The sequence below is a fragment of the Variovorax sp. KK3 genome (assembly GCF_001984055.1).
Taxonomy (GTDB): Bacteria; Pseudomonadota; Gammaproteobacteria; order Burkholderiales; family Burkholderiaceae_C; genus Variovorax.
In genome coordinates this window covers 44,001-56,128 of sequence record NZ_LYVO01000024.1, presented here as the reverse complement: position 1 = coordinate 56,128, position 12,128 = coordinate 44,001, and the positions used below count along the sequence as shown (strand labels likewise).

The 12,128-nt window shown below is 69.2% G+C and carries 14 protein-coding genes; 5 read left to right on the top strand and 9 right to left on the bottom strand.

Annotated features, from left to right (window positions below):
- The first annotated feature begins 26 nt into the window (after positions 1 to 26).
- The 3 genes from B0W80_RS13935 to B0W80_RS13925 are packed head-to-tail and all read left to right on the top strand — an operon-like array spanning position 27 to position 3,565.
- Positions 27 to 1,535, top strand: coding sequence for a hypothetical protein (locus B0W80_RS13935; RefSeq protein ID WP_143684615.1), 1,509 nt, complete (start codon positions 27 to 29; stop codon positions 1,533 to 1,535).
- Between the two features lie 6 nt (positions 1,536 to 1,541).
- Positions 1,542 to 2,456 (top strand): hypothetical protein, encoded by a 915-nt coding sequence (locus B0W80_RS13930; RefSeq protein ID WP_076999740.1) that lies wholly within the window; start codon positions 1,542 to 1,544, stop codon positions 2,454 to 2,456.
- A gap of 29 nt (positions 2,457 to 2,485) precedes the next feature.
- Complete coding sequence (locus tag B0W80_RS13925; RefSeq protein WP_076999739.1) at positions 2,486 to 3,565, top strand: TAXI family TRAP transporter solute-binding subunit; 1,080 nt, start codon at positions 2,486 to 2,488, stop codon at positions 3,563 to 3,565.
- Between the two features lie 24 nt (positions 3,566 to 3,589).
- Here B0W80_RS13925 and B0W80_RS13920 read toward each other — a convergent pair whose 3' ends face one another.
- From B0W80_RS13920 to B0W80_RS13905, 4 genes are read right to left on the bottom strand one after another with little or no spacing between them, the layout of a single operon-like run.
- Positions 3,590 to 4,387, bottom strand: coding sequence for a thioredoxin family protein (locus B0W80_RS13920; protein ID WP_076999738.1), 798 nt, complete (start codon positions 4,385 to 4,387; stop codon positions 3,590 to 3,592).
- 54 nt (positions 4,388 to 4,441) lie between these two features.
- The gene (locus B0W80_RS13915; RefSeq protein WP_076999737.1) at positions 4,442 to 5,110 is read right to left on the bottom strand and encodes a hypothetical protein; all 669 of its coding nucleotides are present in this window, start codon (positions 5,108 to 5,110) and stop codon (positions 4,442 to 4,444) included.
- A gap of 47 nt (positions 5,111 to 5,157) precedes the next feature.
- Positions 5,158 to 6,378: a helix-turn-helix domain-containing protein gene (locus tag B0W80_RS13910; RefSeq protein WP_076999736.1), complete on the bottom strand. Its 1,221-nt coding sequence runs from the start codon at positions 6,376 to 6,378 to the stop codon at positions 5,158 to 5,160.
- A 35-nt stretch (positions 6,379 to 6,413) separates the two neighbouring features.
- Positions 6,414 to 7,304, bottom strand: a complete 891-nt coding sequence (locus tag B0W80_RS13905) for a LysR substrate-binding domain-containing protein (RefSeq protein ID WP_076999735.1) — start codon at positions 7,302 to 7,304, stop codon at positions 6,414 to 6,416.
- Positions 7,305 to 7,445: 141 nt separating this feature from the next.
- Here B0W80_RS13905 and B0W80_RS13900 point away from each other — a divergent pair, with 141 nt between their 5' ends.
- Positions 7,446 to 8,327, top strand: coding sequence for a fumarylacetoacetate hydrolase family protein (locus B0W80_RS13900; protein WP_076999734.1), 882 nt, complete (start codon positions 7,446 to 7,448; stop codon positions 8,325 to 8,327).
- Entirely contained in the window at positions 8,324 to 8,893 is a 570-nt protein-coding gene (locus B0W80_RS13895; protein WP_076999733.1) for a VOC family protein, read from the top strand. Before B0W80_RS13900 ends, B0W80_RS13895 begins: the two co-directional genes overlap by 4 nt.
- 22 nt (positions 8,894 to 8,915) lie before the next feature.
- On the opposite strand, the gene B0W80_RS13890 is transcribed toward B0W80_RS13895, so the two are convergent.
- The 5 genes from B0W80_RS13890 to B0W80_RS13870 all read right to left on the bottom strand — a co-directional run bounded on the left by B0W80_RS13890 (position 8,916) and on the right by B0W80_RS13870 (position 12,073).
- Positions 8,916 to 9,275, bottom strand: coding sequence for a hypothetical protein (locus tag B0W80_RS13890; protein WP_076999732.1), 360 nt, complete (start codon positions 9,273 to 9,275; stop codon positions 8,916 to 8,918).
- Positions 9,276 to 9,427: 152 nt separating this feature from the next.
- A complete protein-coding gene (locus tag B0W80_RS13885; protein WP_076999731.1) occupies positions 9,428 to 9,841 on the bottom strand; it encodes a roadblock/LC7 domain-containing protein in 414 nt (137 codons plus the stop codon).
- Positions 9,842 to 9,851: 10 nt separating this feature from the next.
- Positions 9,852 to 10,373: an ATP/GTP-binding protein gene (locus B0W80_RS13880; RefSeq protein WP_076999774.1), complete on the bottom strand. Its 522-nt coding sequence runs from the start codon at positions 10,371 to 10,373 to the stop codon at positions 9,852 to 9,854.
- The gene (locus tag B0W80_RS35470) at positions 10,370 to 11,086 is read right to left on the bottom strand and encodes a hypothetical protein (protein ID WP_179106914.1); all 717 of its coding nucleotides are present in this window, start codon (positions 11,084 to 11,086) and stop codon (positions 10,370 to 10,372) included. The genes B0W80_RS13880 and B0W80_RS35470 overlap by 4 nt, the downstream gene beginning before the upstream one ends.
- Positions 11,087 to 11,224: 138 nt before the next feature.
- Positions 11,225 to 12,073: an IclR family transcriptional regulator gene (locus tag B0W80_RS13870; RefSeq protein ID WP_083745381.1), complete on the bottom strand. Its 849-nt coding sequence runs from the start codon at positions 12,071 to 12,073 to the stop codon at positions 11,225 to 11,227.
- Positions 12,074 to 12,128 lie beyond the last annotated feature (55 nt).

Sequence of the window (12,128 nt, the reverse complement as noted above, 5' to 3'; positions counted from 1 at the left end):
CGCCAGACCAGTCCTACACTGGCTCGATGTCCACATGGCTGACGTCGGCTCTACAGAACGAGCGCTGGGCAATGGGCGACCAGATCTGGTCGCGCGACCCGGCGACGGGCGCTTTCGATCTGGCTGACTACAAGGGCTTGGGCGCCCCGCCGCCGGCGTGCAACCCGTTCGATCTGGCCACGCTGGTGGGTGCGCGGGTCAGCATCGAAGCCAAGGACGGCATCGCCGGGCCGGTGGCGCTCTACCCCGGCACCTTCAAGTTCTCTCCGCTCACGGGCAAGGCGCTACAGGAGCCACGCACGGCAGACCGGGAGGTGTGGCTGCCGCCCTTCGGCGCCGATGGCGCCGCGGCGGACGCGCCGCAGGGCCTGCGCCTGAGCAACACGCACCTCGCGCTGCGCCCCACGCTCACACCTGAGTCGCCGCCGGACCACCAGATGCCGATGCCGCCGGCCGGTCACTGCCAGTTTCTGGTCGGTGCCTTCGGCACCTGCGACAGCCGGCTGATCGCCGTCGACCCGGCGCAGGGCCAGCTGTACCACTGGCTGCCGAACTCCGAACGCTGGCAGGCGCTGCGGCCCAGCGGCACGCAGGCGCTGGCGCCCAGCGCGCTCGGTGAAGAGGCCTGGGGCCTGGCGGTGGAGGACGCGCAGCGCGCCGCCCGCGTCTTCCTGCCGACCGATGCCGGGCTGGCCATCGTCTTCATCAACCTGATCGGCCGCACCTGCGAGGTGAAGACCGTGGGAACACGCTGCCTGGGCGCGCCGATGCTGTGGCAGGGCGCGGTCTGCGTGCCGATGCTGGACAACGACGGCCGGCTCGGCATCCATGCCTTCGATCCCGAAAGCAACGAACTGCGCCGCATCGAAGGCCTGGCCATCGATGCCGCGGAGACGGCCTGGGTCCGCCCGCTCGCCGACTGCCGGCGCATCGTGTGGATGGCATCGCAAGGCCAGCTGCTCGTCGATCGCGAAGGCGACGGCGCCACGCCGCGCGCCGTCTTCCTGCCCTGGCCCACGGGCCTGGCGCCATGCCTCGACATGGGCAGCCCGTATTTGTCGCGCACCGGCAACCTCTGGCAGCAATGCGTGCGGGCCGAGGGCGACGCGGCGCAGTTCGTGTTCGTCCAGCTCGGCCTGGCCGAGCCGGAGCTGCGGCCCGCGAGTTCGCCACGCTTGAGCACGGGCGCATCGTGCTTCCAGCTCGACACGCGCCTGCGGCTCGCGCCCTGGTTCGAGCCCGACGAGTGCATGCCGCCCGAGGCGGACGAAGTGATCTTCCCGTTGATGGAATCGACCTCCGCATCGACCGTGCTGTGCGTGCGCGTGCCGCACACCCGGGCCGTGGACGGCCTGCTCGCGTCTTCGGAGACTTGCACCGCCACCTTCGAACTGCAGGGCGGCGAGCAGGACGTGCAGTTCTGGATGGCCCGCATGTCCAGGCCCTGGGCCACGCGGCCCTTCGTGTACGCAGGCCACCTGTACCTCCACCACCCCGACAAGCGCCGCCTGGCCGGCTGGCGCATCGAACCCTGAACGACCATGGCGAACACGACGACCGACCTGGACTGGGCGTCTCCGATGGCATGCAGGCATTGCGCGAAGCCGCTGCACGGCGTGGTGCGTTTCTGCCCCTACTGCGGCGGTGAGGAAGCCGCCATGGGGGCCGAGGCGGCGACCGCGCTGGTCGGCGTGACGGCAGTCGAAAGCCACGCGGCCGACAGTGCCGTGGCGCCGATGCCGCAGCTCTCGATCGATGCGGTGGCGCAGCCGCAGCCCCGTAGCCGGCGCAAGGCCAGCATGCCGTCCGTGCTCGCTGCGCCGAAGGCCCCGCGCGGCACGCCGGAGCCCGAGACCGCGCTGCTGGGCCCCGCCGCCTTCGAATGGCCCGAAGGCCTGCCGGCCGTGATCACCGTGGAGCCGCACGCGCCGAAGTCGCGGCTGGCCGAACTGCTGGTGAAACCCGCGGCGATCGGCACTGCGCTGGTGCTGTCGGTGCTCGCGCTGGTGATCGGCTACGTGCAGCCCGGCCAGCGCGACGAGCCGGAACGGGCGCAGGAGCCGGTGGCCAGGGCCGAGCAGGCACCGCAGGCGGAGCCGATGCCGGTGCAAGGGATGGCGGCCGGCGCAGTCGCGGCGGCGGCGCCTGCCCTCGCCGCCGCCACGCAGGTGCCGCGAGAAGAACGCGGGCCGCGCGATCGTGAACCCACCGTCGACGCGGCGCAGCAGGCCGCCCAGGCGCTGGGCCTCTCGGGCCTTTCGGGCCTGTCAGACCCGCCGGCTACGCCACAGACGGCACCGGCGCTTTCCGCAGCAGCAGCCGCATCCGCAACCGAACCGGCAGTGGCACAGACCGCCCCGCCTGCACCCGCGCCCAGCCCCTGCAGCGACACGCTCGCCGCGCTCTCGCTGTGCATTTCCACCGACACCGCGCAGCCACAGCCCCCCGCGCGTTGAAACGCCCTGCCTGCTTCAAAGGAGCCACCATGCGAATCGGAACACTGCTGACGGGGCTGATGTCGATGGCCCTGCTGCTGACGTCGGCAGCGGTCGCGCAGACCCGCACGCCCTACAAGATCGTCACGGCGTCGAAGACCGGCACCTACATCCAGATCGGCCGCGACCTGGCCCAGTACGTCGCCGACCCGGCCGGGATCGACCTGGAAGTGCTGGAGTCGAAGGGCTCGGCCGAGAACGTGCAGCGCATGCGCTTCGAGCAGGGCGTGAAGCTGGCGCTCGTGCAATCCGACGTGTACCAGGCCTTCCTCGATGAAGCGAAGGCAGGCAATGGCGAAGCGGGCAACATCATCAAGCCGCTACGGCTGATCATGCCGCTCTACGACGAAGAGATCTATTTCGTGGCGCGCGCGGATGCGCCCTTCAATTCGATCCACGAGATCAAGAACAAGAAGATCGCGGTGGGCGCCCTGGGCAGCGGCACGGCGCTGACCTCGCGCACGCTCTACCAGCTGATGTTCGGCGAGCCGCTGCCGTCGGCCAACGCGCAATACCTGACCAACGAGGACGCGCTGGTCAAGCTCACGGTCGACAAGACCATCGACGTGGCGATCATCGTGGCTGGCCAGCCGGCCAAGCTGTTCTCGGACATGAAGCCCGAGGCGCGCAACTTCATCAAGATCCTGAAGCTCGACGACGCGGCGCCCGAGACGGCGCGCGCCAAGAAGACCTACTTTCCGGCCACCATCCGCACGTCGAGCTATCCGAGCTGGCTGCAGGCCGACATCCCGACGCTGACCGTGAAGGCCTACCTGGCCACTTACGACTACGGCCTGCAGTCGACGGTGGGCAACCTGGCGCGCTTCGCGGAATCGCTGTGCACCAATTTCGACAAGCTGCAGGCGAACGGGCATCCCAAGTGGAAGCAGGTGAAGCTCGAGCTGCCGCCGCTGGCGCAAGGGTGGCGCTACTACCCGCCGATGGAAAAGCGGCTGCGTGCCTGCATGGCCTCGCGCATGGCCAGCACGGCTGCGCCCTCGCCCGTATCGGAGCGGCCTTCGCGGGCTTGCACCGAGCAGGAGCTGGTGCTGGGGCTGTGCAGGCGTTGAATCGACGCTGGTGAAGCCGAGGCGTCAGCCGCTGCCGCCGCCGTGGTGGCAGCACGATGCCTGTTCCGCAGCTGCTTGCGGCGCCGGCCCGTATCGGTCGTGGTGGCGCACCCACTCCATCTTGTTGTCGACGTCGCGCTCGTTGCGGCCCTTGGGCATGAGGTCCAGCATCGCGTAGGTGCCCATCATCGCTTCCACGCCGCGGCCGTAGGTCGAATAGGTGCGGAAGATCTGCCCGGCCTCGTCCTTGTAAAAGGCGCTGATGCCTGGCCATTCTTCGGACGCCCAGGGCCAGTCGCCGAAGTTGTAGTCGATCTTGCCGGTGGCCACTTCTTCGGGCGTGAAGCTCACGCGAAAGTCGAAGTTGAACTCGGTGTCGAAGGACGACACCCAGCGGAACCGCCAGCCCATGCGCCGGCGGAAGGTTTCGATCTCTTCCAGCGGCGCGCGCGAGACCGCGACGAAGCTGACGTCACGCTGGGCCAGGTGCACGGTCATGCCGTCGGTGTGGTCGGCCATGTAGGAGCAACTGGGGCAGCCCTGCTCCCACCCCGGCGCGAACATGAAGTGCTGCACCAGCAGTTGGCTGCGGCCGTCGAAGAGGTGCGCGAGCCTTTGCGGCCCGTCGGGGCTGGCGAAGACGTAGTCCTTGTCGACGCGCACCCACGGCAAGGCGCGGCGCTCGCGCGCGACCTGGTCGCGCAGGTGGGTCAGTTCCTTTTCTCGCGCCAGGAAGGCGCGGCGCTCGGCCAGCCACTGGTCCATGGAGACGACGGCGTGCCGGGCCGTGCCTGTTTCGGTCGTGATGCGTGGGTTGTCCATCCAGGTCTCCTGCAAATGAGTCGTGCGGTTGCGGATCGCTTGGCGATCGACGCGTCAATGTGCTGCGGCTTTGGGCCGCCGCACGGCACGCACCTTGCCGCTGCCGCCACCGCCCGCGTAGAAGAGCCCGGCCCCGTCGGACTCGAGCCCGCTGACGCCGGTGCCGGCCGGCATCTCGAGGCGGTCGAGCACGGCGCCGCTCTGCGGATCGATGCGGCGGATCTCGCTCTGGTCGCCCTCCCAGGTGCCGTGCCAGAGTTCGCCGTCGACCCAGGTGACACCGGTGACGAATCGGTTGGACTCGATGGTGCGGATGACCTTGCCGGTGTCGGGATCGACCTGGTAGATCTTGCGCTCACGGTACTGGCCCACCCACAGGCTGCCCTCGGCCCAGGCAAGGCCCGAATCGCTGCCCTGGCCCGGCGCCGGAATGGAGGCCAGCACCCGGCCGGTGCTCGGGTCGATCTTGTCGATGCGTGCCTCGGCGATCTGGTAGAGGTGCTTGCCGTCGAAGGCGGTGCCGGCGTCGCCCGCGCAGGCGAGCGTGTGCGTCGATTCGCCGCTGGCCGGATCGAAGGCCACCAGCGCAGCGCCGGTGGCGGCCCACACGTTGCGGCCGTCGTGGGTCACGCCGTGCACGGCTTCTGCACCGGCGAAGGGGCCGTACTCGCGCACGATTTCTGCGGCTTGCGTGCGCGGTTGGGGGTTGCTCTTGCTTGTCATCGATTTGCTCCTTGCAGCGCGCGGACATCGGCGCCGTGGAGACGAATCTATCCAGTCGGCAGCGCAGCGGGGAGTAACAAGATCGTCGTGAAACCCGCGAGTGGCGGCGCGAGCCAGCGCTGCGCGCGCGCACGGCCGGTGGAGCGCACGCGGCCCGCGGCCTCGAGCTCGACCAATGCACGCTGGACGGTGCGCTGGCTGGCGCCCAGCGCCAGTGCGAGCGCCGAGGTCGACCAGGCCGCGCCGTCGGCGAGCAGCGCCAGCATCGAAGCCTGCTCGCCGTCGATGGGCGGAGCCAGCAGCGCGACATCCCGGCCTTCGTCCGTCTGCAGCGCGAAACCGCGCGCGGTCGCCTCGATGCGCGCCATGCCACGGGCCAGCGCTCGCAGCCGCCCGACTTCGACGCGCAGGCGGGCCCGGTGCGTCTCGTCGGGGTCGAGGGTGCGGAAGGCTTTCGCGATCAGCGTCTCGCGGTCGACGTCGCCGGGCCAGGCTGCGGCGAGCGTCTGCGCCAGCGAAAACAGCACCGGCCGGCGCGCGAGCGGCCGCCATGCATCGCCGACACGCAGGCCGCGGCGGCACGCATCGACCACGAGGCTGCCCGAGTCGAGCAGTGCCGCGGCTTCATCGAGCCGCAGGACGTGCTCGTCGAGGGCAGACAGACGGCGCGCGGCCGGGCGATCGAGCGTGGCCCTCAAGTCCGCCACCTCGGCCACGAGTTGGGGCACGCGGGCACGCAAGGCTGCATCCTGAGCGCGCGCGAGAGCCTGCCTCGCCGGCACGGTTTGCAGGGAGCGCAAGGCGAGTTCGGCCGCGGCCAATGCCGACACCGCAGCCAGCGCGGGCGGCAGGCCTGTGGCGTCGAGCCCTTCGAGTGCGGCTGCGGCCTGGTCGAGCCGTCCCAGCAGCAGCAGTCGGCGCACCGCGATCAGGCGCGCCTGCAAGGCGTTCTGGGGGTCGCCCCGCGCCTCGAGCGCCGCTTCCGCCGCGGCCAGGGTGCGCGGCGAGCCGCCGATGTCGCGCATGGCCAGCGCGACCTCCGCCTCGGCCACGACGCAGCGTGCGCGCGCCAACGCCTCGTGCGCACCGAAGCCGCGAGCGGCACGCCGCAGCAATTCACGGGCGCGCACGTGCTCGCCGAGCTGCGCCATGGCGATGCCACGCAGGGCGAGCGCGGGCGGGTCTTCGCGCAGCGCGACACGCTTCAGCGCGCCGAGCGCGTCGCCTGTGGCGAGCGCGCGCCCGGCTGCGGCGATGAGGGAATCCATGGCGACAGGCTAACCCAGGGCGCGGCGCAGGCCCCTCAGGTCGGGCCGTGCCGGGCGAGGAAGTCGACCAGCGCGCGGACGGCCGGCAACATGCCCCGGCGCGTGGGAAACACCGCCTGGACCTCGCTGTCGGTACAGCTCCAGTCGGGCAGCAGGCGGACCAGACGGCCATCGGCGAGTTCGTCGCGGCACAGGATCTGCGGCAACAGCACGACGCCGAGGCCTTCGATGGCCGCATGGCGCAGCGCGAGCATGTCGCCGCAGACCATGCGCGGGGCATGCAGCAACTCGTCGGCCTGGTTCCCCTTGGCCAGCCGCCATGCGTAGCGCTCGCCCTCGGCAGGCAGCGACAGCGTGGGCCAAGCGCCGAGCGACTGCAAGTCGGCCGGCGTCCCTCGCTCGCGCAACAACGCGGGGCTGGCCATCAGCACATCCTGCGTGCGACCCAGCGGGCGCACGACGAGGCTGGAGTCGTCGAAGGGCGGACGGCGCACGCGTATCACCACGTCCATCGGTTCCTCCAGCGGATCGACGCGGCGGTTGCTGACCGTGAGCACCAGACGCACGCCGGGACAGGCTTTCATGAATTCCGGCAACAGGGGCGTCAGCCAGAACTGCGCGAGCGAGATCGGGCAACTGACCCGCAGCAGTCCCTGGGGTTGCGAGACCGCTTCGTCGATCAGCTCGTGCGCCGATTCGCCCAACGCCACCATCTGCTGGCAGCGTTCATAGAAAAGCTCGCCGACCGAGGTCAGCACCAGCCGGCGCGAGCTGCGCTGCAGCAGGCGCACGCCGAGCCGCTGCTCCAGTTGAGAGATGCGCCGGCTCAGCCGCGACTTGGGCACGCCGAGTTGCCGGCTTGCGGCCGAGAAGCCTCGGTGCTCGATCACCTTGGCGAAGAACAGCAGGTCGTTGAGATCTTCCATGGCAGGGGCGTGCTCCTGGGGTTGCACATGATGGCGCGCGGATCGTTCTGCTGGCGGAACGTTGCGTTCATTCTGAAGGGATTGTCCGCGCGTCGTTCCATCCGCATCATCGTCGGCAGCACTTCAAGGAGACACACGAGGATGAAACTCACGACCTTCCACTATCTCGGCCGCGATCGCTTCGGACTGGCAGAAGGCGATGCCGTCGTCGACGTCAGCGAGGTGGCCGGCGCGCCTGGGGACCTGCGCGAGTTGCTGGCATGGGGCGACGATGGTCTGGCGTGGATGCGAAGAGCGGCAACGACGCATGGACGGCGCTTGCCGCTGTCGGACGTTCGTCTTCGCGCGCCCATTCCCGAACCGCGCAAGTTTCTGGGGCTGGGTGGCAACTACGCCTCGCATCTGGACGAAGCTGCGCGCGCAGGACTGTCGCGCGGCGCCTCGGGGCAGGTGTGGTTCAACAAGCAGGTGTCTTGCGTCAATGGCCCGTTCGATGCGGTGCACCTGCCGCGCGTGTCGGGGCAGCTCGACTACGAAGGCGAGCTGGGCGTGGTGATCGGGCGCCGCTGCCGCCACGTGCGCGCCGGCGAGTCCGCGTCGGTGGTGGCAGGCTACGTCGCGGTCAACGACATGAGCGTGCGCGACTGGCAACTGCGCGCGCCCACCCACACGCTGGGCAAGTCCTTCGACACGCATGGTCCCTTCGGCCCCTGGCTGGTCACGCGCGACGAGATACCGGACCCGCATGCCCTGCGCTTGCGCACCTGGATCAACGGCGAGCTGCGGCAGGACGCGAGTACCGCGGAGATGATCCACCGCATCGACGACATGGTGGTCGAGCTGTCTGCCGCCTTCACGCTGGAACCTGGCGATGTGCTGTCCACCGGCAGCCCGGCCGGCTGCGGTGGACTCATGACGCCAACGCGCTACCTGCGTGCAGGAGACCGGGTGCGCGTGGAGATCGAGTCGATCGGTGCGATCGAGAATGTGGTCATCGATGAACCCGCTGGAGAGCGCGCATGAGCGCCGGGCCCATCCGGCCTGCAAAGCTGGCCCATGTGGTGCTGCGCGTATCGGAGCTCCGACGTTCGCGCGATTGGTACCTGACAGTGCTGGAAGCCAGGCCGGCCTTCGAGAACGAGATGGTGTGCTTCCTCAGCTACGACGACGAGCACCATCGCGTCGGCCTGATCGCGCGGCCCGAGCTGGGCCACGCCGGCGATGCGCACACGGGGCTCGAACACATCGCGTTCACCTATGCGTCGCTGGGTGAGTTGCTGGCGACCTATCGGCGGCTGCTGGAGCACGGCATCCAGCCCTACTGGACGATCAACCACGGCCCGACGATTTCGCTGTACTACAAAGACCCGGACGGTCATCGCCTCGAATTGCAGTACGACGTGTTCGAGCGTGCGGAAGACTTGGATGCCTTCTTCGCGAGCGGCGCCTACGAGGAGAACTTCATGGGCATCCGCTTCGACCCTGACGAGATGCACGCGCGCTTCGAAGCGGGCGAGCCGTTGTCGAAACTGACCGCGCGGCGTCCGCTGCGCGAAGGCGAGACGCCGTGGTCGATGTTCGTGCCTTAGGGCGGCATCGGCGCGAATGCGTTCAAAGGCTGATCGCGGATTCGACGTCCTGCACCTTGCGACGCGCGAGCGCGAGGTTGGCACGGGCCTTGTCGAGCACGACGTACATGAACAGGCCGGTGTGCGCGGCCGAGGGACGAATGATGTGGTACTGCTTGCCCAGCGTGATCAGCATGTCGTCGATGGAATCGTTGAGCTTGAGCGAGTTCATCGTGCGCAGCTTGGCGCGCACGACCTCGGTGTTGCCGGCGGCCGCCATCTCCATGTCGATGCCGGAGCCGGCCTGGCCCATCAGCATGCCGGAGCCGCTGTCGACCAGCGCACAGCAGAGTGCGCCGTCGATGCCCATGATGGCGGCGAGAGAGTCGTTGATTGAAGCCATAGCAGTCGCTTTCTAGAGTGGAAAAAATGGGTGGAAGAGATGCGAGAAGGAGCGGGAGCAGCGGAGGGCGCGGGGAGATGTGGCGAGATGCGGCGAGATGCGAAGGGAGGTGGGTGAACACGCGATGGGTGCAGCGCGCGAACGCGGCACGATCAGCTCGTCGCGACGGCCCTTCCGATTTCGTCCGCGGCCCAGAAGGCCTTGGCCAGCACCGTGCGGGGCGTCAGCGCCATGCACAGCACCAGGTCGCCGGCGCGCCCGATCGGCTTGAGCAGCAACGTGCCCGCCCTCGTTTCGATGAAGAGGCGCTCGCAGGGCCCGTGGCCGACCTCGCGGCCTGCGGCGACGGCCACCGCCATCAGCGAACTGGCCATGGCGGCCAGCTGCGCGGGCCTCAGCCCCGGCTTGCCGGCGAGCGAGGCGATCTCGATTCCATCGACGGTGGCGATGACGGCAGCCGTGAGGTCCAGCGCTTGCTCGGTGTGACGATGCAGGATCTCGGTGTAGCGGCCGGCCAGGGCTTGGTGCGCGGCCAGCGCCTGCGCTCGGGTTTTCGGTGTGGACATGCGGGGCCGGTCAGTCGGGAAGCACCGCGACCAGCAACTCCAGCGCATCGAGCATCTGCGCGCGATCGCGGACGTCGATTTCGAGCACCGGCACCGCCATGCCGGCCTGCTCCGCCAGGGTTCGGGAGAACTGTTCGAGCTGGGACCGATCCACAGCGCGCGCCGCCAGCACGGCGACGGCGGGGCTCGGATCGAGCGCTGCGGCTTGAGTGACGATGCTCATGGCATGGCCCAGCGCGTCGGGCTCGCGAACGTCGACCAGCACCAGCACGCCTGCCGCGAAGCCCAGCAACCATCGGCGCAGGAATCCGAAGCGGTCTTGACCCGGACTGCCATAGACGTGGAGTTCCTCGTCGCTCGACGGCAAGCGCACCACGCCGAATTCGGCACCGACGGTGGTCGTCGGCTTGGCCTCCATCGTCGCCGCGAGATTCGGCACTTCGCAGCTGCTCAGCGCGTCACCGCAAAGCGAGCGAATCGCCGTTGTCTTGCCGATGCCCATGGGGCCGAAGAGAACGATGCGAGGCGTCATGGCGATGCCGGTGACAGAGACGCCGCGCGACCGCCGCGCAGCCATCGGCGCAGTCGCGCGGCCAGGCCCGAAGGCTGCGGGGGAACGGCGGGGGGCAGCGGATTCGTGCGAAGCGCTCCCAGCCGGTCGAGCTTTGCCAGCAGGACATCGACCGCGGCGACACCGAGACCGGCCTCGGCCATCAGCCATTCGCGAGAGACCGGCCTGCGCGTCATGCCGGCGAGCGCGCAAAGCACGGCCAACGGAGGCCGATCGCCGGGGACGATCCAGTACTTGAGCTGATAGAGGCTGGCTGCCGGCTCGGCAGGCTCGGGCTGCATGCCCAGCACGCTCTGCACGTGCCGCACGGCCCTGTCACGGCGGTCGAGCACGCGGGCGGCTGCCAGCTCCAGCACCTCCATCAGCGCATTGACGCGGAACTCGCGCTGGATGCGCAGGTGTCCGTTCGCGCCGTCGACTACCGCGGTGTCCGAGACGTACACGCTGACCCGGTCATCGCCGCGGACGCCGTGCTCGCGGAGCACGACGTCGGCATCGGATTCGCTGCACAGCTCCCACTGCACGACGCTGCGCTTGGCTGCCACGGGCAGCATGGATTCGAATCGCTCGCGAAGCGGATCGGGCAACAGCGCCGGGCTGATGGAGATGGACTTTCGTGGAGTGCGCCAGCGGGAAGGAGCAGGCATCCGGGCAGTTGCAGCGGGTTCGAGCATGAGGCCGCCATTGTTCGAACCGGCCTCTGCTCACGCCGATGGCATCCACAAAAAGCGAGAAACTCGTTCCGCGGCCTCCGGCGGGTGTGACATCCATCACGGGTGGCGTCGGGCGCAACCATCGCCCCGTGCCGCGGGCTAGAGCAGCGTGCGCATCCGCTTCGCCGCAGCCTTCAATGCATCGATGCGCTGCATCGCATCGTCCATCGTCATCCGTGCGGTCGGGGCGTGGACGGCGATGGCGGCGCGCTGCCTGCCGGATTCGTCCAGCACCGGCACCGCCACCGCGACCAGGCCCGCGATGAATTCCTCGCGGTCGCAGGAGTAGCCCTGTGCGGCGATCGCGTCGCACTCGGCGCGCAGTGCGTCGGTGTCCGTGATGGTGTTGGCGGTCATGCGCTCGAGCGTGATCTGTCCGATCACGGCTTCACGCTCCTTCTTCGCCATCTGCGCCAGGAACAGCTTGCCGCTGGCGGTGCAATGCAGCGGCACGTGCGAGCCCACGTCGAGCGTCAGCCGCAGCGGCCATTGCGCCTCGACCCGGTCGAGGTAGAGCACCTGCGTGCCGTCCAGCGTGGTGAAGTTGCAGGTCTCGCCCACCTGCTTGACCAACTCCGACAGCACGTCGTGCCGCAGGCCGCGCACCACGCCGTGGTTGAGCGTGTCGAAGGCCAGCCGCCGCAGGGCAGGCCCGACGCTGAACATGCGCTCGTCCACGTCGCGTGCGAGAAAACCGGTGGCCAGCAGTTGAGTGCAGATGCGGTGCGCGGTGCCCTTGGGCAAGGAAAGCTGCGCGGCCAGGTCGGCGAGCGACAGCGCGCGGCCCTCGTTGGCCAACAGCGTCAGAAGGCGCAGGCTGCGCTCGGCCGACGAACCGGTGCTGGGCTCTTCCGCCTGCGCGTCGGAAGCAGCCGCGGCGCGCTTCTTCACCTGGGCGGCGGCAGTGGTGGCGGGGGCGGCGGCAGCTTCGCGCGCAGGTTGCGTCATACGGGAAAACCTCTAGCAAAGAGTTAAAACGGAACGTTGTGTTCCGAAAATCCAT